Source organism: Saprospiraceae bacterium (assembly GCA_016710235.1).
Lineage (GTDB): Bacteria > Bacteroidota > Bacteroidia > Chitinophagales > Saprospiraceae > Vicinibacter.
Window position 1 is genome coordinate 1,433,343 of record JADJLG010000001.1, and the last position, 21,253, is coordinate 1,454,595.

Here is a 21,253-nt window from a genome sequence, read left to right on the forward strand (position 1 = left end):
AATAAATGATGGTGGTATGGATGGAAGCCGGAAAGCTATTGCTGAATAGGCTACCATCCATACCATTTTTTGTATAATTATGTGTGGTCGAGCATCTCTTACTGTGAATGAAGCTGATTTGGAGGAGCGATTTGACTCGGACTTTTATTCAGAAGATTTGGAGCGATATAATCCGATACCCAATTATAACATAGCGCCAACACATTTCCTGCCACTACTGATTGACAAGCATCCGGGCCAATTTCAGATTTATCGTTGGGGATTGATTCCCTTTTGGTCAAAAGATATAAAGATCGCCTCCAAGATGATCAATACACGGGTAGAGACAATTTTGGAAAAACCTTATTTTAAAACTGCTGTCCAATCACGCAGGTGCATTGTTCCTCTGGATGGTTTTTACGAGTGGCAAAAAACAGAATCGGGAGAAAAACATCCATTGAGAATTCAGGTTAAAAGCGAAAAAATTTTTGCTACTGCAGGGATTTATGATAGTTGGAGATCACCGGATGGCTCTCTTTTGCATAGCTTTTCTATACTTACTTGTCCGTCCAACGAATTCATGAAACCCATCCATGACAGGATGCCTGTGATACTCTCCAGGCAAGCCGAAAAATGGTGGTTGAGCCCTGAAAATACCTGGAATGATTTATTAGGGCTAATGGTACCTTATGAATCGGATGATATGAAAGCATACCGGGTCAAGGAATTGGTCAATCAAGTGAAAAACAACTCAGCAGAATTATTGGAGCCCTACGAAAGCAATAATTAATATTTTATTTCAAAACCTCTTTTAGGAATACAAGTCTCCCGGTACTAATGAAGTGAATCTTTTTCGGGTATATAAACGCTTAATTGGCGAGGCAAGACTTCTACTTCAAAAAGATCAGACTCCATTATAAATTCGCCATCAATGTGCAGTTCGACGTTTCGATCGGTATGTAGCGTTGCTTTTTCAAATGATACTAGCTCACTGTTTTTATCCAAATGTAATTTACCTGCAAAAACTCTGGTGAGAATTCTCGGTACGTCTATAATATTTGGTTTCTGAAGTGTGATGATTTCGGCTTTTCCATCTGACACAAGGGAGTATTTGGAAATGATTGCACGATTGCCTAATTGGGAAGAATTTGCAATCTCCAGGGTCAGGAGATCATTAAAACGTAAGTGCTCCATCGAGCAAGCAAATGGCTGATACCTGCCAAAATCCAAAAGACCAATTTGCAAATATGTCTTGAATCCGCGAGCATGGCTTTCTGCAAATCTTTTCGCAACATAAGCGTTGAATCCCAGCCCTGTAGTATTACAGCAAATACGGCCATTAATTCTAATCAGATCCATGGGTTTGGTATGGCCGGACTTGATGATTTGAATCGCTTTGTCCACTTCTTTGGAAATGCCAAGATGTCCTGCCAGTCCATTTCCGGATCCACAAGGGATGATCGCCATTTTAGTATCCGAATCACAAATGGCTTGTGCGATTTCATTGATGGTACCATCTCCACCTGTTGCTACTACTGTGTCTCCATTCTTTCTTGCAAATTCTGATGCCAATGCAGTAGCATGACGAGGACCGTTTGTGTATTGGATAGTATATTCATTCTCATTAAATGAAGACCTGATTTTCTCTACGATTCGGTTTTTAGTAGTGGTCCCGGATTTTGGATTGACAATAAAGAGAAACCTGGTCAATGCTTTTAATTTAGAATGACAAATATACAAGTTGGCCGGAGAAGCTTAGAGAAGAAAGCAAATTCTGATTATTAATTGGATTTTATCAAAAAGCTTCTACTCCGGTTTTATACTGAAATGAGAAAGGAGGGATTTGATCTGTTATATTAGAATATATTGTAAATCAATCCTTTAATAGTATCTTTGCGGTTCTATTTTTTTTAGAATCATGTTATATCGCGAAGTAAAGAGTCTGCAGTTGCCGGAAATCGATAAAGAGATTTCAAAGTTTTGGGAGGAGAATAAAATTTTTGAGAAGAGTGTAGATCTGCGGGAAGGATCTGAGGTATTTGTATTTTATGAAGGTCCGCCGTCTGCCAACGGAAAGCCCGGTATTCATCATGTAATGGGGAGAGCTGTAAAGGATGTTTTCTGCAGATACCAAACATTGAAGGGTAAGCAGGTAAGCAGGAAAGGAGGCTGGGATACTCACGGACTACCGATCGAGCTCAGTGTTGAAAAGGAATTAGGCATTACCAAAGAAGACATCGGAACAAAAATCAGTATTGAAGACTACAATCAAAAGTGCCGTGAAACTGTGATGCGGTATAAAAATGAATGGGACGATATCACCCGAAAAATGGGCTATTGGGTCGATCTCAATCAGCCCTACATCACTTTTGAAAAAACTTATATTCAATCCGTATGGTGGTTATTGAAACAAATTTATAATAAGAAACTGCTGTACAAGGGCTATACCATTCAACCCTATTCACCGGCTGCTGGAACAGGACTGAGCACACATGAGTTGAATCAACCCGGAGCATATAGAGAAGTGAAAGATGTCTCAGCAGTTGCGCTTTTTGAGGTGAATTCTGCATCCATGAATGATCAACAAAAAGAGACTCTGCCGGATCAACTTTATATCGCCGCCTGGACAACGACACCCTGGACTTTGCCGAGCAATACAGCTCTGGCTGTAGGTGAAAAAGTAAAATATGCCTGGGTGCAATGCAAGAATCCTTACACCCAAGAAATTCAAAATATCATAATAGCTGGTGACCTGATTCATTCCTGGTTTAAAAAGGAAAATGAACTTGAAAAAACGGCTTCCTGGGAGGATAATCTCGATAAAAAAGGTGGATACAAGCTCATGGCTACTTCGATTTCCGGGGCAAGCCTTTCCGGCTTGAGATATAAGCCTTTGTTCAATTACAAGAAGCCTGACGAAGGAGATTCATATATCGTTGTACCGGGAGATTTTGTGTCCACGGAAGATGGTACAGGTATAGTGCATATAGCACCTTCATTTGGGGCTGATGACATGAGGGTGGCAAAAAAGTATGGTATTGGAGCACTCACTCTGGTGGATCAAAGAGGCAAGTTCACAAGTGAAGTCACAGACTTTGCGGGTGAATATGTCAAGGAAGATTATCTCACTGAAGCAGAAAAAGAAACAGAAAAGAATAGACAGCAATCCGATCGATATCTGTCAGTAGACGAGCGCATCGTCATCAAATTAAAAAAAGAAGGTAAACTTCTAGTATCACAAAAATACACACACAATTATCCGCATTGTTGGAGGACGGATAAACCGATACTCTATTATCCATTAGATAGCTGGTTTATCAAAGTGACCTCCATTAAAAATAGAATGGTTGAGCTCAATCAACAAATCAACTGGAAACCCGAATCCACAGGCACCGGCAGATTTGGAAACTGGTTAGAAAACCTACAAGATTGGAATTTGTCAAGATCTAGATATTGGGGAATTCCACTTCCTATCTGGAGAAGCGAAGATGGTTTACATGAAAAATGCATCGGATCTATAAATGAACTGAGAGCAGAAATAGAAAAAGCCAATCGCACTTTAGGAATAGATCAAAAGGTGCCGGAAGATTTGCATAGGCCATATATAGATGATGTGATCTTAGTTTCTGATGTTGATGGCAAGAGGATGCAAAGGGAATCTGATCTGATCGACGTGTGGTTTGACAGTGGAGCGATGCCTTATGCGCAGTGGGGTTATTGTCCGGATGCTGACGGAAATAAACAAGCTTTGCCATTTGGAGTAGACCAAAAATCAAAATTATTTCCTGCAGATTTTATTGCAGAAGGCGTTGATCAAACCCGAGGCTGGTTTTACACTCTACATGCAATTGGAAGTTTGGTTTTCGATAGTATAGCTTTTCGAAATGTGGTGTCCAACGGATTAGTATTGGACAAGAATGGAGAAAAAATGTCTAAGCGGAAAGGGAATGTTGTAGATCCTTTTGAAACCATCAAAAATCATGGAGCAGATGCAACGAGATGGTATATGATCTCCAACGCTGACCCCTGGGAAAATCTGAAATTTGATCTTCAGGGAATTACTGAAGTCAGGAATAAATTTTTTGGAACACTTTACAATACATATTCATTTTTTGCCATCTATGCCAATGTGGATCAGTTCGCCATAGATGAGCTCAATGTTACTCCAGTAGAAGACCGGCCTGAATTGGACAGGTGGATATTATCGAAGTTGCAAAATTTAGTAAGGGAAGTTCGTGCATGCATGGATGATTATGAGCCAACGCAAGCTGCCAGGAAAATAGAAAAGTTTGTGGGTGATGAATTGTCCAATTGGTACGTGAGACTTTCTAGAAGAAGATTCTGGAAAGCGGAGTCATCTTTTGAAAAGCAAACTGCATTTGAAACTCTTTTCGAGTGTCTCATGGTATGTGGACAATTAATTTCGCCGATCGCTCCATTTTTTGCAGAATGGTTGTACAAATCACTTACAGATGGTATCAGAAATAGAGGCTTGGTTGGACAAAGTCCAATCAGATTTGAAAGTGTTCATTTGACTTCGTTGACAGTCTCTCAAGAAGAGTATATTGATCTATCATTAGAGCGGCGGATGGAATATGCGCAGCGGATTTGTACTTTGGGCTTATCATTGCGAAAATCACAATCATTGAGAGTGAGACAACCTCTGCAGCAGATTTTATTGCCGGCATTGAGTGATGAATTTAAGAAAGACATACTCATGGTTGAAGATTTAATTAAATCAGAATTGAATATTAAATCGATCCGGTATCTGGATGCAGAAAACGATATCATAAGGAAGAAAGCAAAGCCCAACTTTAAAACACTTGGTAAAAAACTGGGAAAACACATGAAGGAAGGTGCGGCATTGATCACTGAATGGGCAAATGATCAAATCAGAAAAATAGAAAATGAGGGAATCGCACAGCTCCGGATTGCAGGAGAGAATTTCGAAATCGGAGTGGATGATATTGAAATTTTTACTGAGGATATTCCAGGATGGTTAGTAAGTACGGACGAAGAAATTACAGTGGCATTGGACATAAAACTCGACGATGAATTACTCACAGAAGGTTTTGCCCGTGAATTGATCAATCGAGTCCAAAATTTGAGGAAAACGAATGATTTAAATGTAACAGATAAGATCATCACTTTTGTAGAGTCACATCCACAATTGGTTCAAGCGGTAAATACATACAGCGATATGATCAAAAGCGAAGTACTTGCCAATGAGATTCAATTTACCTCAGATGAAGCAAGTCAGGAGAAAATCGAATGGTTGAATGACGAAACAGTATTGATAGGAATCAAAAAGGTATAGGTTATTATCTTTTATAATTTAATTCTGTGATCGTTCATGATCTTTCTTGGATGCTTTTAAACATAAGTAAAGCATCTAATAAAAATTTTGTAGCCCAGTTAGGTTGTCTCATTCTGGCATAAGGACCATAGAAAGGTTTGGATCCGGATAATCCTCCACGTTTTCTGAAACCGTTCTTCTCAGGCTGCAGAAGTACAAGTTCTCCAAGTATTTTTTTGCCAAATTCAAAATATTTTCGATCATTAGTAATATTAAAAAGTTGAAAACAAAGAAATGCGATTTGGGCTTCGCCGGTAAGGCATCTAAAATGGAATCTTGGCTTCATATCTACAGTTAGCTCTCCAGGTAAACGATTATTATTGGTCTGATAAAAAATGATACGTTTCATTCCTTTTATGACAGCATGGAGGTATGATTCATTATTGGTAATTAAATATGATTCTAAAAATCCCTCAAGTGAATAGCTTATCGTGTGTAAATAAGCTGGACTGTTTTTAGAAAATCCAGCATCGGCAAATTCGCCGTTATTCATTTGTAAGCCCAGAATAATTTGTAATAATCTTTCTGCAGTTGACGCAGTGATTAAGTCTTTATTTATTTCTGTATATTGTAGGAGCGGCCAAGCAATTCTGGAATAATATGCCGGAAGAAATGAGTGTTGACGTGCACTCAGTTCAGGAAAAATTTCCGATTCAAAAATTTTTACAATCCAATTTGAAGCCGATGAAGCTGAATCCAAATATTTGGAAATTCCTGTAAATTGATAAGCGGAAATTAATCCAATGATAATCTGAGCTGTATTAAAGGGGCTTTTGGTTAAATCATTTTTCTGAATCCATGCCCCAGCACTGAATGCTCCATCTGCTTGTTGAATACTGAGTAACCATTCAGCCATTTTTATTGCTTTTGGGATTAGCTGCACATGTTTGGAACTGGAATTTGCACAATTGATCAATGTAGGAATCAGATATCCGCTGGTCTCAGGATAAGGTGCATGCCAGCCATTGATGGGGTGCAATATTTTTGAATAAAATGCGCTGCTACCTCCAGTATTTGGTTCAATACTGGATAATAAGAAATCAACTGCCAGGTCTATGGATTTTTCCACATTCACAATCCAAAAATACGCACATTCATAGATTTAAAACGGCAATTATCCCGATAAGCGAGGAGTATGGTCTGTTTTGACCAATTGAATCATTATTGTTGAATAAATCGATTTATCCTGTCGGAGTGTGTGCATCTACCAAGAATCACAATTTTCGTTAAAGCTGAGTTAAGAAAAAAAATCAATTAATCCTTTCAAGGTTTGGCAGGTCAATCAATAAAATGATAAAATACAAAACCATGAAAACAAAAATCGCAATTGCTATGATCATCTTCTCTTTCGCTTTTGTCTCAGGAACTTTAAAGGCGCAATGCAAAGATGATAGAAATGACCACAATAGATATGAGGACAGAATCAGAGAGGGTTACCGTCATGGTGATTTGGATGGCAGGGAAGCTATGCAGCTGAAAATCCAAAGAGAAAGGTTTGAGGCAGCCAAACAAATGGCCCTGAGTGATGGAAAATTATCCAGAAGAGAAAAGGAAGAACTCAAAAGAATGAGGAAAGAGATGCAAATGGATATGTGGCAACAAAAGCATGATCGTCAAAGACGTAGATTTTAATCTAAAAGCCTGAGATGTGATTCTTTGAAAAGGAGAATTTTTGGTGAAAATTCAGAAGTAAATAACTGGGTAAAAGAAAGATCACGGAGTTAAGCTCTGTGGTCTTTTTCTTTTTTTGGGAGATTATAAATATACCTGAGGTGTCTGATTTTCAGTAACTTTGCAGTGGAACATTTATATTGATTTACTGTTTAAAAAAAGTTATTCATGAAAAAAATTATAGCATTTTTAGTTTTCCTATGTGGTGTTTGGATCGTTCGTGCACAAACTGCAGACGAAATCATTGAGAAATATATCCAAGCAATGGGTGGCCGTGAAAAATTGGAATTAATACAGGCGAGTATTTTGGAAGGCAAAGTTCAGGCCATGAAACAGGAAATTCCTATCAAGTTTACCTCAATAAAGGAGAAAGGTTACAGGATGGACATGGAAATAATGGGTATGAAGCTCTGGACTATTGCTACACCTGATACAGGATGGACTTATATGCCGATGCAAGGTGCACCGGTGTTAAAACCTATGCCAAAAGAAGTTATTGCTGAAAGCAGATCGCAGTTTTATCCTGCGGGCCCTTTGCTTGATTATAAAAAAATAGGACTGGCTATTGAGTATCTGGGGATGGATGATGTAGATGGAAAAGATTGTTACAAGTTAAAATCCACTAGTAAAGAAGGAAAAATCAGTTATTTTTTGATAGACCCAACAACTAATTACTTGGTGAGGGTGTCTGCAAAGAAGACTATTATGGGAAAGGAAATGGAAATAGTGACGGATTTCTCCGATTTTAGGAAACTAGAGTCTGGTACAGTTTTTCCTCACAAAATGATCTCACCTAATGGAGAAGTGCAGGTCATTAAAATCACCATTAACCCGGATATTGACGAAAAAATATTAGTCCCACCTACAAACTAAAGATAAGACTCTGAGATTATAGCTTTTCAATATGGAATTGTTATTGCAATTCAGACCTCATTTTTTTCAATTACCTGAGGATGAGGAGAGTCATCGTTCACTTGGTATTTTTTTCGCAATAGAACCGGAATACAGTTATGATGGCAATGTGTACTTTTACAAGTTTTATCTTGCGAATGACAGCTGGATTGATGTTGGCTTAACGATTCATATTTCTGGTCAAGGCTTTGGAGAGTTTAGCTTAAAAGGCAAATTACCAGCTATGACTATGATTGATTTATTCAAAAGGACAGCAGATGAATGCAGTTATAAACCTGAAATCAATGTGAATATTTTGCACAAGAATTGTGCAAAACCCATCGCAAAAAAAATTGTTTTTCAGTTCCAAAATATTCGACGTCAATCAAGGGAACTGCATATTTTGCCTCAGCGACTTTTTTATACTTTGACGCTCCTGACATACCACGATATGGATGGGAGAAAATTCAATCCAACTGCTCATCAGGATAATGATTTCAACGCGGCTTTTCAAATCGAATTGCCGGCAAGATCAAAAAAAATTAACACTCGGAACAGGATAGTAGAATTGGCTGCCTTGTCTAGAAGTTTAGATCTCCACTATGAAGAAAGAATCCATCATTCGAAAAACAAACATGTACTGGAGATTCAATTGAAGAAATTTCATGAATATATGGATAAAGTGATCCAACTGGAATGTGAAGAGATCGAAATTATTCACGGGAAAGGAAATGGTATTTTAAAGCAAAAAATTTACGAATCTCTGGAAGAAAATTCATACGTATTCCAAATCACAGAAAACCATAATGGAGGGAGTAGTAAAATTCTTTTACGCTATGATTAAGAATATAAATTGCTTTACAAGAGATAAATGTGCATCCTTAAATGCTGCTGTCAGCAAAGATTAATGCGAGTTTTCTCTATAATAATCAAGAATAAGCAAGGCTTTTTCCAAGTCCGATTTTCGTATCAACTCGGAACAAATACGATGTATATTGTCTAATTGGATACCTGTGGCTTTTTCAGGCAGGTCTAGATTCAAATCTTTTAATTGTTCAAAACTTATTTTTTGAAGCGGCCAGGCATTCATACCTGCAAGGCGTGCAATGTCATTGGCAGAAAAAACCGAACTCCATTTTATTGAATCCGGGAGTCCGGGATAACCGATGATTGGAAGCTGTTGAGATTGTGGCATTGAGGATACTGCGTCTCCACTCGCTCGTACATAAAATGCTCTGCCCATTCTACCAACCAAGTCGATTTTGTGTGGATCTATTTTTTCGTTTTGGTCCAAAATATTTTCGTCAATATGCATGCATACCACTTTACAAATAATCAGATGTCCTGCCCCTCCCTGGTCACCCAATGGCATCACCTCCTGGACTTCACATTCCATATTTACAGGCGATTCCTGTACTAGTGCAGCGGAAACATAATCCGCTTTTTCTTCGTGTAAACCTGCCTGTTCAAATTCGCTTGTCTCGTGAGGGAAATCCACGGAACACAGCATCATTTGTCTTACGATCGCATAATTCACAACGTTGACCACGCATTGTTTCGAAGATATGATATTCGCAAGAGTATCTTTTGTGGTGTTATTTTCAACTCTTCTATTGGAGGAAAACACCAAGATTGGAGGGTTGCTACTGAAAGCATTAAAAAAACTATAAGGAGCCAGATTGTGCAATCCATCTTGATCTATTGTGCTCACAAATGCAATGGGTCTTGGCGCCACAGAGCCCAATAAAAATTGGTGCAGGTCTGCTGTACTCAGGTCTTTGGGTATATATTTTTTTTTCATAAAATAGGAAAATGTGAATCTATCAACCGGATGATTTGCCACTAAGACAATTCTGACTTTTGAATCATCATATAATACAAAAACATCGAGGATTGTTGAGGCATTATTTCAAAATAATTTTGGATCAGAATTCATTGTACTGAGTTTCAAATTCTTTAGAAATCAGTACCAAGACTGAAATGGAAAAGTGGATTTTGAAATCCATTGGAAGTCACCTGGTATGCATAATCGAATCTGATGAAATAGCCAAGAAGTGAAGTTCTGATCCCAGCCCCCGCTCCTGAAATCCAAGCACCTCGCCTGTAATTGATCTCTGCTTGTATTACAGGGTTTTCCCTTTCTACACGAACATACTGAATTTCGTTCCATTTTGGCCATAATCCATCCCAAGCAATCCCGTTGTCGAAGAATCCAATCAACTGCATACTCCTGATGAATCCGCTTTTCCAGTTTACTCCCTGCAAATATTTGAATATAGGTATTCTGCATTCTATAGAGTTCGTCCATGCAGATCCACCTTTTCTTGCACCTAAAGGGTGGCCTCTAATTTCAGTAAAAAGGGTTTGATAAGTATAATTCTGCCCATTTGTAAAGGAGTTTTCTTCGCTGAATTTTGGAAATATCCAGTTTTCGGTTCCACCCAGATAAAATAATATTCTGTCTTGCCCGACAGAGCTAACAGCTGCAGATCTCAAACTAATGGTACTTTGCCGCAAAACTGGAAAATGGTATCTTAAATCAAATCCGGTATAGAAGGATATAGATTTTCCTAATGCGATCCGGTTAAAATCTTCAGAAATGTTCATTTTTTTGGATCCTTCAATATAGAATTTTGCCTGCCAACCTTCGCGTAAATTGATCATCCGCAAATAACTGTTGTCAAAAACATATTCACCACGAACAGCAAATCGGGTAGCGAAAAGACCTGAAGAGTCTAATAAATTTTGTTCTGTAGCCTGAAAATAGTTGTGATCATTTCTGATATTCATTTGTAACCTCAGGCTTCTGTGGTGATCGAATGCATAAGTGGATAGTGACTGCAACATCACCGTGTTTGTCGCAAGACGGATGTTGGAATACCCGTCACCCACATATTGCTTGGATTTCTTGCGGTAGATCGTGAATACATGATCTATTCTTTTCTTTCGGAATGCGAGTGAGAGATATGCCTCCGAACCTACCAGATTTAATGGAAGGCGAAATGCAGCTTCGATTTGATAATTGTGTAGAACTTCATTGACCCTGCCTTTCAATAATACTCCCGGTACAGGTAACTGATATTGGTCTTGTAGTTGTGAAAAGGATTCCAGGCCTTCAAATAACAACTTATTGTCTATTTGAGAACTCAGGTCCTCAATAAAAAATCGCTTTCTGTATGCGATAGCCTGGGATTGGACAAAAGGAGTAAATGTCACACTATCCTTGAGAGACAAAAAAGATGGTTGATGATTTGATCTGATGGTTGATGATTCAGTGGAATATAATTCGCGAAGAATTTCTTCCCTATTTTTTGAGGGACCGAATGCATTAATAAATTTTTCCTGGGGAATGGCAACTTCCGTGTTTTTTCCTAAGTTGTCAACTGTGTCTTGTTTTGGAAAAGTTGTAGTAGTATCCAAAGACTTTAAATCTGATGTCCATATAGATTTAAACCATCTCCGATATTTTAATTTCTCGGAATCATAAGTCACGTAGGTGGAAGATTGAAAGGGCAAAAATCCCACCGGAGGTTCATCACTTATTTTGAATTCCCAAATTCCTTCAGAATTGCTTCTTAAAATATAATATTTGTTCTTATTTTCAAAAGTGAGATATGTTGATGTGCCATCATAATTTCCTTGCTGCAATCCCTTCTCAATCGGAAGGGGATACGGGTGTAAAGAAAAATCTTTGAGGCTGAGTTTGAATGCATGCAATTCAGAATTGAATAAGCTGGTGTCGAACCTTAGGTAATATTTGTCCTCTATTCTGTCTGAAAGAACAAGTACTTCATTGCGATTTATCCAGGCTACTACTTTCTCTTGGAAGAGATCTTGCGAAATTCGTTTGTATTGCCTTTTCCGGATAGAATATACGATGAGGTCAACACTTGATTGAATACCAACACTGAGTAGTAATCTGTCATCATCAAGTCTCAATCCGCTATATACTTCGTGAATTTCTTCTGGGAAAAAGTGTTTTTTGAAATGTGGGTCCAGATAATTGCTTAGACAAATTTTATTTTTTGATTCGTAAATGACAAGTCCCGGGTTTTTGTTTTGGAACGAGAGTAATTGAATAGGAAAATGCGCATCATTTGGCTCTATAGATGATCGTACTCCACGCCTCCACAATGTCTTTGTTTTTTTTGTTTCAGGATTCCAATATTTTATTCTGACTTTTGACTGCTGGCACGTGCTTAAAATAACAGAATTTTCTGCCTCGTTGAAAATACTTTGAATAATCTGTTCTCCATGCTTTAGACGAACAATATAATCTGGATTTAAAAAATCATTGGTCTCTTGGTATTTTGATTTATAATCAATGTATGCGAGATTTTGAAGATCTTTTATTGATTTTCCGAAGTTGAGTTTAGCTGCTTTGTTCAGATCTCTATGGATACGTGTGAGATAAAGAAATGAGCTGATCGATTTTTGTCCATAGTGGCGAAAAATATAATTCCACCATGCTTTGCCATAGAATGTAAGATCGTAGGGATCAGAAGGAATTTTGTTTTTTTTACGCCGGAGTATTTGTTGTATTCTATTTTCATCACTTGCATTCCAGTTGTCTGCATACAATTCTATCAATCCGGGAACGAACCAATCTGGCAGTTTGAAGGACGAGTATTTTTGGACTACTTCACGGAATCCGGTACCTGAAAACATGGAATTGAAATATACTTGCATGACCGCTTTTTGCAATGAATTTTTTAAAGCATTATAATCGCCGTTGAAGTATAAGACAATTTGTTGATTTCTGACCAGAGGTATGTTTGCATCTTGTTGTTGGCTTGGAATTGCAGAATACAAGTCAAAATTGGATTGTAGAAAATCTGACTTATCTGCATATACAAAGATTTCTATTTTATCTTTGAGGTGGTATTCGAACAATTGCTGAGCATTATTTTTATAATTTTCGATTTGTCGAATGCAGAAAATGGCAGGATTTTTACTTTTGCCATACCAGTAAATGACGGACGAATTTGTCTCGTACATCCACCAGTCAAACAGATCGTCAGTGAACTGAATTTTGTTTTTTCCAAAAATGACTTCAGATCCTTGGGTCAAAGCGGATTGACTGACAAGGAGAATTAAAGCCAAGGACAAAAAACAAAGACGTTTCACAAGTACCAAAAATAGAACGAATCATGAATATTCACCGTATAGTTTGTAATCCATTTTACGAAAACTGCTATTTGGTTTGGGATCAAGGTCCGGAATGTCTGATTATTGACCCTGGAATGATCAGTGGTCAGGAGAGGAAAGAAATGCAAGATTCCCTCAAGAGGTACGGGCTGACTCCTTCCAGATTATTATTGACCCATGCACATATCGACCATGTGTTTGGCTGTCAATGGGTGTTTGACACATTTGGCCTCTTGCCTGAGCTTCACAGGAGTGAGTTGGCTGTGTACGAAGCTGCTCCACAAGTCTCTGAAATGTACGGTTTAGGTAAAATGCGGCTCCCTGAACACCCACATTTACTCGACGAAACTGCCATCATCGTTTTGGGAGACCTCGCATTTGAACTTTTGTTTGTTCCGGGCCACAGTCCGGGAAGCATTGCATATCATGAAAAGATAAAGAGAATCATTTTTTCCGGTGATGTACTGTTTGAGCAAGGGATCGGAAGGACCGACCTTCCAGGTGGAAATTATACTCAATTGGTTCAATCCCTTCGCACGAAGATGTTTACCTTACCAGAGGAAACAGTCGTGTATTCAGGACACGGGAACCCGACCAATATAGGAGCTGAAAAGGATATGGATTTATAGAATATCTGGAATAATTGCAGAAATTTTGCTCTTGTGGGGATAAATAGTTAGTGGCGAGGCAGTTTGAGATAATCTTTATATTTGTTTGTTGTTTTATTAACCCAAATTTTGCAGCTGATTTTCTACTACGATTCAATTGTTCTGAAAATTCAAAGTAAAAATGGGGTTATAGGTATATTATTTTTTAAATGAAATCACTGTTAAAATGAAATTAGGTGCGTTTTCCATTAGTTTAAGTGTGAAGGACATTATTGCTTCAAAGGCATTTTATGAAAACATTGGGTTTACTGTCTTTGCTGGAGATTTGAGCAAAAATTATTTAATCATGAAAAATGGTAATGCTTTAGTTGGTCTATTTCAGGGCATGTTTGAAAAAAATATTTTGACCTTCAATCCTGGATGGGACGAAAACGCTCAAGCTCTTGAGCAGTTTGATGATGTCAGAACCATTCAGAAGGCAATCAAATCAAATGGACTCAGTATGGTTGTGGAGGCTGACGAATCGACATCCGGACCTGCAAGTTTTATTGTAGTAGATCCGGATGGCAATCCGCTTATGTTTGATCAACATAGGTGATATGAATTATTTACGTATCATTTTTTTAAAACTGTGAAAATGAAGTTTCTTTCAGATTTTGTCTTTTGTCTGCTGATGGCATTGTTTGTGATTCCTGCAAGATCACAATCTCAACCCGAGGAATTGGGATTAGTACGTTGGTTGCGTGATATGAATTCTGCTCAAGAAAAATCGAAATCAACCGGAAAACCGATACTGATACTATTCCAGGAAGTACCGGGATGTTCAACTTGCAAAAATTATGGGGAACAGGTGATGTCGCATCCATTGATTGTAGAAGCCATCGAAACTTATTTTATACCACTTTGTATCTACAATAATCGTGGAGGAAGTGACAAGCAAATATTGGATTACTTTCAAGAACCTAGCTGGAATAACCCTGTCGTCCGTATAGTAGATGCCCAGCTGAAGGAAGTCTCACCGCGTCTAAATGGAAATTATTCTGCATATGCTATGGTTTCTAAGATCAATGTAAGTTTAATCAAATCAGGGAAATTGGTACCTCAATATCTGCAATTACTTGAAGATGAATTGCAAGCTCAATCCTCGGGTGTTGAGAGTTTGACAGTTGGAATGTATTGTTTTTGGAGTGGAGAGAAAACTTATGGGAAGTTAGACGGTGTGGTAGCTACTAAAGCAGGATTCGTCAATGGTAAGGAGGTCGTCCAAGTGCAGTATGATCCCAAAAAGACAAGTGCAAAAATAATTTTGGAGGAGGGCCGGAAATCGGCTTGTGCGGACGCTGTTTATTTAGATAAAACCCAGAAACTGGATGCCTCTGTCCAAATTGAAAGAAAGTCCGGATCCGGATTCAGAGAAGATAGAGAAGTAAAATATTACCTCCAGCACCATGATCTCAAATACATCCCAATGACCGAAACTCAATCAGCCAGAGTCAATAGTGCACTCGCCTTGTCACTGGAGCCCACAATATATTTGTCACCCAGGCAAAATCGACTATTGCAAAAAGTAAAGTCGAGCAGCTCAAAATCCGGTTTTGAAAATTATATAGGAAAACCAATCTCTACGGGAACAAAAATCCTCAATGATTCGGCAATAAATTAAAATGATCTCTATCCTTCAAAAAAGGATATGCTCTCCTGAAAACATCCAAGGGCGGCTTATCAATACTTACAAAATTGATGGCTTTATCACTTTTTGCGTCCAGCAGGAGTTCTCCCGTGTAATCGAAAACACCAGAACATCCTGGATATTCTATTTCGTTACCGTCGCGACCTATAATATTTACACCTGCGACGTAACATACGTTTTCAATGGCTCGTGCAGGCAATAGTGTGGACCATGCTTTTTTCCTTTTGGTCGGAAAGTTTGCTACACAGATCATCAGGTCAACTTCTTGGGTATTGCGCATCCAAACAGGGAATCTCAAATCATAACAAATGAATGGCATGATCCTCCAATTCTTGTATTCAATTTCTAAATGGTCTGTCCCTGCATGGAAATGATGATTTTCATCTGCCAGGGAGAACAAATGCTTCTTATCATAAGACAATACCTCCTTGCTTTCCGGTGAAAACCACACAAAACGGTTGAAAAATTTTCCATCTTCATGCGCGATCATGGATCCGCAGACCGCTATCTGGTATTGGTCAGCTAAGCTTCTCATCCAATGAATGGTATCGCCATCCATGCTTTCTGCGAGTTTCGATGCAGCCATGGTAAAGCCGGTGGTGAACATTTCGGGTAATATCAGAATGTCAGCCTGCTTTACATTTGTTGTATTTTCTTCAATCATTTTGCCAATATTTTGTCTATTGGCAGCTTTATCTTGCCAAATCAAGTCAGTTTGAACCAGAGCTAAATTCATTCCTTTACCGTTTGAGATTCAAGGGTGAAGTTCACATTTTTCTGAGAAATTAATGGAATGATTGAAAAATAGATTACTCAATTTAAATACTCTTGAACACAAGTGCTTCTCATTCCTTTTATTTAGGACTATCAAAATCAGGCTTTTCAAAATATGGTGCGCATACAAGATTTGGAGGTTCAGTATCAAGGTGAAAACCCTATCCATTTTCCGGATTTCGAGTGCCATAGTGACAGGCCTTTGTTGGTGCTTGGCAGCTCTGGTTCAGGTAAATCCAGTTTGCTCCATATGATAGCCGGATTAATCAAACCCAGAAAAGGAAAAATTTGGATTGATGACACTGAGATCACAGGATTGTCACAATCTGAAATGGATGTCTTTCGCAGGAAGAAAATTGGTGTAGCACTCCAGAAATCCGTTTTTATCCATTCGTTGACTGTGTTGGAAAATCTGATGTATTTCCAATATTTTTCACATGCCAAGCAAAATGAGTCAGAGTGCATGGATTGGTTGACGAAGTTGGGTTTGGAAAATAAGGCGGATCAGAAGGCATTTACATTGAGTCAGGGAGAGCAGCAACGGGTCAATTTTATCCGAGCATTGATGAAAAAACCAAGCCTGCTCCTAGCAGATGAACCCAGTTCTTCTTTGGATGATGAAAATGCCATCATGGTTGCGCGTCTTTTGCTGCATCAAGCAGATCAGATTGGCACCACATTGATTGTAGTAACCCATGACCATCGTCTTAGTTCCATGTTTTCAAATTCTATGACTCTTGTATGAAAGCCTTGTACCTAGCCTGGAAGAATATGTTATCTAAACCACTCAGGAGTGGGTTTAGTATTCTCTTGGTTGCCCTTTCAGTAGGGCTTTATTCTATTATATTTCTAATAGAGCAGCAGCTCGAGAATCATTTTAGCAAGAATCTGGCCGAAACGGATCTCGTCATTAGTGCCAAAGGAAGTCCTTTGCAATCTGTTCTGTGCAACATTTACCACGCTGACGTGCCCACAGGCAATATCCATTTGTCGGAAGTTAAAGCATTTTTCAATCCCAAGCATCCCGTAATCCAAGAGGCATTGCCCTTGTCCTTGGGAGATCAAGTACATTCTTATAGAATCGTGGGGACCACTACCGGGTACCTTGACTGGTATAAGTTGACACTGGCTGAGGGTGATTCGTTTCAACAGGATTTCGATGCCGTTATAGGAAGTGAAGTTGCACTTCAATTGGGATTGAAACCGGGTTCGAGTTTTGAAGGTGGACATGGACTGAATGCAGAAGACTCATTGGAATCGCACCCACATCATTTTATCGTAAAAGGAGTTTTAATGCCAACGGGCCAAATCAGCGATCGCTTGGTGTATTGTCCCATCTCTACATATTGGGCTATACATGATCAAGGACATCATCATGACCACGAAGGAGAAAATCATGATCACGAACACCATGATGAGGAGAACCGGACTGTACTGAGTAATGATTCGCTTGCGGGTCGCGACTATGATATCAGCGCACTCTTACTCAGATTCAGAGGCAACAATATTCAAGCTTTAAACTTCGGGCGAATGGTCAATGACAATACGAATGTCATGGCTTCTTATCCGGCAATTGAGATGAATCGATTGTACGAACTCACCGGCTCAGCCTCAGACCTATTGAAATGGATAGGATTAATGATCAGTATATTGGCGGGCATCAGTATTTTTATTCATCTGTGGCATTCTTTACAAGAGCGAAAAAAGGAAACCGCACTCATGAGGTTAGGTGGTGCTTCGAAGATATTCATTTTTTCTGCTTATTTGTTTGAAGCAGTAATATTGGGGGTTTTTGGAGTTTTTCTGGCATGGATTTTTAGTCATACTTTCCTTGAATTATTTTCGAAGACCACACTTCTCAAAAGAAGTTACCAAATCACAGGGTGGTTTTTTCATATGTATGAATTGCGAATATATTTATTTGCAGTCCTGATTTGTATGATTGCAGCTTTGATTCCGTCCTATTTGGCCATGCGTTCACAGATTCAGGAAGACCTTACCGAATTTTAGCAGTATAAATTAACATAAATGGATTCTAAACAAGCATTCACGGATTTTATCCAACAGTTCCCAAAAGATATCCAAGCGAAACTGAATCAGCTTGTCGACATCATCGAACAATGCGTCCCACAAGCGGAGAGAACCATGGCTTACGGAATACCTACATTTACATATTTTGGAAATTTGATACATTTTTCTGCTTATCAATCACATATCGGTTTATATCCGGGAGCAAAAGCCATAGAGCATTTCAAAAGACAAATTGATCACTTGAAAACCTCCAAAGGCACTATTCAATTTCCAAATGAAGTAGCATTGCCGGATAAATTGATACGTGAAATATGTCTCTATTGTAAAAATCAGAATGAAGAAAAGATAAGAGCTTCCAAGCAATCAAAGTACTGTGAAAATGGACATTTATTGCCTCCACGCAAGGTGTGCACTTTCTGTCCAAAATGCTCCATAGGAGATGCGGATAAAAGTAAAGCTTTTGATATTTTAGCTTCACCTGCAAGAAGAGCGCTGCAAGCACATCAAGTCTATAATTTGGCTGATTTAGGGAAGTTTACAGAGACAGAGATTGCATCCTGGCATGGGATAGGACCTTCTGCTTTAGATCATTTAAGATCCATGATGAAACAAGAGAAGTTCACTTTTTTAAGGGATTGATTCATGTGGTTCGCTTTTGTATTGACTTCGGTTTTGCTATTTGTAGTGGGAATATTATTTGGCTTGGTGGGTGCAGGAGGTGGAGTGTTGACCATTCCGGTTTTGGTCTATGTATATGGATTGCCATTGACTGAAGCAGTACCTGGATCTTATCTTGTAGTTGCATTGAGTAGCGGTGCAGGAGTTTTATATTTGAATCATAAGCAAGGCATTGATTTGAATGCTTTTGTGCGATTTGGGACGATTTCAGTCATTGTCATTGCTTTAACCAGAGTGTTTGTTCAACCTGCGATACCAGAACATTTGGAATTAGGATCCGGTCTGGAGCTAGCTAGTGAGAAAGTATTGATGGTGCTATTCACCTGTATATTGTTACTTTCTGCTTATTTTTTGATGTATCCACCCAATTTTGGTCGAGAAATCATGCAAGACAAGAGGTATATGGTTTTTCTTGGAATCTTGGTTGGTTTGGTTACCGGCTTGGTGGGTGCAGGAGGTGGATTTATCATAGTTCCGGCTTTGATTTTGGGTCTGGGAGTTCCGATGAGTCAAGTAGCGGGAACTTCTCTTGCCATCATTTGTTTGAACACAATGCTCGGTTTTTTGATCAGCAGTAGTCATATCCCTGTACATCATTTGTGGCATTTTATGGCATTTGCATTGGCTTGTGTGTGTGGCCTTGTGATCGGAGTGCAGCTCAGGAATTATTTTTCTGAAATGTATTTGAAAAAAATGCTGGCATTTATCCTTATTGGTATTGCGGGTGTGATTTTGAAAAACGAATTTTATAAATGATGAAAATAAATATTGTAAGTGCAATTTTTTCTCTTTTGGTCATTGGATTCACGATATCTTGTGCAAATGGACAAGGAAAGCCAAATGACATCAAAACACAGTTGACCAAGAATCCCGGTAAAGTCATCGACGTGCGCACATTGGATGAATGGAATGAGGGACATTATTCAAAGGCGATTCACGCAGATTGGTACAATGGGGACTTTCAAAAGTTGGCTGAAACTTTGGACAAAAACGAGAATATCTACCTGTACTGCCGAAGTGGTGGAAGAAGCGGTTCCGCAACTGATTATCTAAAGCAGAGAGGATTCAAGAATGTGTATAATTTGGGAGGATATTCCAATTTCAAAGGAATTGATTAGTTTGATTTTTTTAGAGATTGGAACTAAACGTATTGTGCTATTTATTGCAGTAACTTATAGTAGTTTGATTTGACAACATCTTGGAATATTGACCCCCGCAGGTCATCAGGAACAAATGGTATTGAAAAAGCCATTCTAGTTGGGATTATTTTACCTGATCAGTCTGATGCTTTAATACAGGAGCATTTGGATGAATTGGAGTTTCTCGCGCTGACAGCCGGAGCAGAAAGCATCTACAGAGTGACCCAAAGGTTAAACGGACCGGACTCGCGCACTTTTATTGGGAAAGGAAAAGCTGAGGAAATCAAAACTTACATGGAGCATTTCCCGGTAGATCTGGTCATTTTTGATGATGATCTTACCGGAAAGCAACAGAATATTCTGGAAGAAATGCTCAAAGTAAAAATTTTGGATAGGTCTTCGTTGATACTCGATATATTTGCCAATCGCGCTCAAACTGCACAAGCTAAAACTCAAGTGGAGTTAGCCCAGTTGCAGTATATCTATCCGAGATTGAGAGGCATGTGGACACATCTTGAGAAGCAGCGAGGGGGAATAGGTATGAGAGGTCCCGGTGAGCAGGAAATAGAAACCGACAGGCGAATCGTTAAAGAGAAAATTTCATTGCTCAAAAGAAAGCTTGAAAAAATAGATCTTCAGAATACGACTCAACGAAAAAACAGGGACGAAATGATTCGGGTTTCATTGGTCGGATATACTAACGTCGGTAAATCTACCTTGATGAATGTATTGAGTAAGTCTGATGTATTCGCGGAAAACAAACTTTTTGCAACACTTGACACAACAGTGCGTAAAGTCGTTTGGGATGCTATGCCTTTTTTACTTTCAGATACAGTTGGGTTCATTAGAAAGCTACCTCACCATCTCGTGGAGAGTTTTAAATCAACCCTTGATGAAGTAAGAGAAAGCGATATTCTCGTGCATGTCATCGATATTTCACATCCTCAATTCAGAGATCATATCAATACGGTATTAGCTACTTTGCAAAGTCTTCATGCTGCTGATAAGCCAATGCTTATGGTGTTGAATAAAATAGATCAATATCGGGAAAAGTATTTTGACAAATTACTGGATCCCCTAACGAAAAATGAACTGGAGAAGGATCTTTTATATTCAGTTACAGAACAATATCAAATGTCTGCATTATTTTTGTCTGCAAGAAACCTGGAGAATATCGAACAGTTTAGGACGATGCTTAAAGAAATGATTGCCAGACAATATTTGGTACGATATCCTTACAAAGCCAGACAATGGTGATCTTGAGTACTTCCTGGATTTTAAAAATAAT

At 38.7% G+C, this 21,253-nt stretch carries 19 protein-coding genes; 14 read left to right on the forward strand and 5 right to left on the reverse strand.

The window, feature by feature from the left end; translation table 11 throughout:
* The first annotated feature begins 79 nt into the window (after positions 1-79).
* Positions 80-769, forward strand: a complete 690-nt coding sequence (locus IPI99_05925) for an SOS response-associated peptidase (GenBank protein ID MBK7340046.1) — start codon at positions 80-82, stop codon at positions 767-769.
* A gap of 44 nt (positions 770-813) precedes the next feature.
* Here the strand turns inward: IPI99_05925 and IPI99_05930 are convergent, their stop codons facing one another.
* Complete coding sequence (locus IPI99_05930; protein ID MBK7340047.1) at positions 814-1,689, reverse strand: diacylglycerol kinase family lipid kinase; 876 nt, start codon at positions 1,687-1,689, stop codon at positions 814-816.
* 208 nt (positions 1,690-1,897) lie between these two features.
* Between IPI99_05930 and IPI99_05935 the strand changes: the two genes are divergently transcribed.
* The gene (locus IPI99_05935; protein ID MBK7340048.1) at positions 1,898-5,296 is read left to right on the forward strand and encodes an isoleucine--tRNA ligase; all 3,399 of its coding nucleotides are present in this window, start codon (positions 1,898-1,900) and stop codon (positions 5,294-5,296) included.
* 34 nt (positions 5,297-5,330) lie between these two features.
* Here the strand turns inward: IPI99_05935 and IPI99_05940 are convergent, their stop codons facing one another.
* Complete coding sequence (locus IPI99_05940) at positions 5,331-6,404, reverse strand: hypothetical protein (GenBank protein ID MBK7340049.1); 1,074 nt, start codon at positions 6,402-6,404, stop codon at positions 5,331-5,333.
* A gap of 239 nt (positions 6,405-6,643) precedes the next feature.
* Between IPI99_05940 and IPI99_05945 the strand changes: the two genes are divergently transcribed.
* The 3 genes from IPI99_05945 (at position 6,644) to IPI99_05955 (ending at position 8,741) form a co-directional block, all read left to right on the forward strand.
* Positions 6,644-6,967: a hypothetical protein gene (locus IPI99_05945; GenBank protein MBK7340050.1), complete on the forward strand. Its 324-nt coding sequence runs from the start codon at positions 6,644-6,646 to the stop codon at positions 6,965-6,967.
* Positions 6,968-7,174: 207 nt separating this feature from the next.
* Complete coding sequence (locus IPI99_05950; GenBank protein ID MBK7340051.1) at positions 7,175-7,879, forward strand: hypothetical protein; 705 nt, start codon at positions 7,175-7,177, stop codon at positions 7,877-7,879.
* Positions 7,880-7,910: 31 nt separating this feature from the next.
* A complete protein-coding gene (locus tag IPI99_05955; protein ID MBK7340052.1) occupies positions 7,911-8,741 on the forward strand; it encodes a Smr/MutS family protein in 831 nt (276 codons plus the stop codon).
* A gap of 60 nt (positions 8,742-8,801) precedes the next feature.
* Here IPI99_05955 and IPI99_05960 read toward each other — a convergent pair whose 3' ends face one another.
* On the reverse strand, positions 8,802-9,698 hold the full coding sequence (locus IPI99_05960) for a flavin reductase family protein (protein ID MBK7340053.1): 897 nt from the start codon (positions 9,696-9,698) through the stop codon (positions 8,802-8,804).
* A gap of 155 nt (positions 9,699-9,853) precedes the next feature.
* A complete protein-coding gene (locus IPI99_05965; protein MBK7340054.1) occupies positions 9,854-13,006 on the reverse strand; it encodes a hypothetical protein in 3,153 nt (1,050 codons plus the stop codon).
* Positions 13,007-13,047: 41 nt separating this feature from the next.
* On the opposite strand from IPI99_05965, the gene IPI99_05970 reads away from it, so the two are divergent.
* The 3 genes from IPI99_05970 to IPI99_05980 all read left to right on the forward strand — a co-directional run bounded on the left by IPI99_05970 (position 13,048) and on the right by IPI99_05980 (position 15,316).
* Positions 13,048-13,674 carry an MBL fold metallo-hydrolase gene (locus IPI99_05970; GenBank protein ID MBK7340055.1) on the forward strand — a complete coding sequence of 209 codons (627 nt, stop codon included), beginning with the start codon at positions 13,048-13,050 and terminating at the stop codon, positions 13,672-13,674.
* A gap of 205 nt (positions 13,675-13,879) precedes the next feature.
* A complete protein-coding gene (locus IPI99_05975; GenBank protein ID MBK7340056.1) occupies positions 13,880-14,251 on the forward strand; it encodes a VOC family protein in 372 nt (123 codons plus the stop codon).
* A 39-nt stretch (positions 14,252-14,290) separates the two neighbouring features.
* Complete coding sequence (locus IPI99_05980; protein MBK7340057.1) at positions 14,291-15,316, forward strand: thioredoxin family protein; 1,026 nt, start codon at positions 14,291-14,293, stop codon at positions 15,314-15,316.
* Here the strand turns inward: IPI99_05980 and IPI99_05985 are convergent.
* Positions 15,294-16,079 carry a nitrilase family protein gene (locus tag IPI99_05985; protein MBK7340058.1) on the reverse strand — a complete coding sequence of 262 codons (786 nt, stop codon included), beginning with the start codon at positions 16,077-16,079 and terminating at the stop codon, positions 15,294-15,296. The two genes, IPI99_05980 and IPI99_05985, sit on opposite strands and share 23 nt — an antisense overlap.
* 153 nt (positions 16,080-16,232) lie before the next feature.
* On the opposite strand from IPI99_05985, the gene IPI99_05990 reads away from it, so the two are divergent.
* The 6 genes from IPI99_05990 (at position 16,233) to hflX (ending at position 21,222) form a co-directional block, all read left to right on the forward strand.
* The gene (locus IPI99_05990) at positions 16,233-16,862 is read left to right on the forward strand and encodes an ATP-binding cassette domain-containing protein (GenBank protein ID MBK7340059.1); all 630 of its coding nucleotides are present in this window, start codon (positions 16,233-16,235) and stop codon (positions 16,860-16,862) included.
* Entirely contained in the window at positions 16,859-18,127 is a 1,269-nt protein-coding gene (locus tag IPI99_05995; GenBank protein MBK7340060.1) for an ABC transporter permease, read from the forward strand. Before IPI99_05990 ends, IPI99_05995 begins: the two co-directional genes overlap by 4 nt.
* A gap of 18 nt (positions 18,128-18,145) precedes the next feature.
* A complete protein-coding gene (locus tag IPI99_06000) occupies positions 18,146-18,787 on the forward strand; it encodes a DUF1801 domain-containing protein (GenBank protein MBK7340061.1) in 642 nt (213 codons plus the stop codon).
* A 3-nt stretch (positions 18,788-18,790) separates the two neighbouring features.
* Positions 18,791-19,582 carry a sulfite exporter TauE/SafE family protein gene (locus IPI99_06005; protein ID MBK7340062.1) on the forward strand — a complete coding sequence of 264 codons (792 nt, stop codon included), beginning with the start codon at positions 18,791-18,793 and terminating at the stop codon, positions 19,580-19,582.
* Complete coding sequence (locus IPI99_06010; protein MBK7340063.1) at positions 19,582-19,944, forward strand: rhodanese-like domain-containing protein; 363 nt, start codon at positions 19,582-19,584, stop codon at positions 19,942-19,944. Before IPI99_06005 ends, IPI99_06010 begins: the two co-directional genes overlap by 1 nt.
* Positions 19,945-20,013: 69 nt before the next feature.
* Complete coding sequence (gene hflX / locus IPI99_06015) at positions 20,014-21,222, forward strand: GTPase HflX (GenBank protein ID MBK7340064.1); 1,209 nt, start codon at positions 20,014-20,016, stop codon at positions 21,220-21,222.
* Positions 21,223-21,253 lie beyond the last annotated feature (31 nt).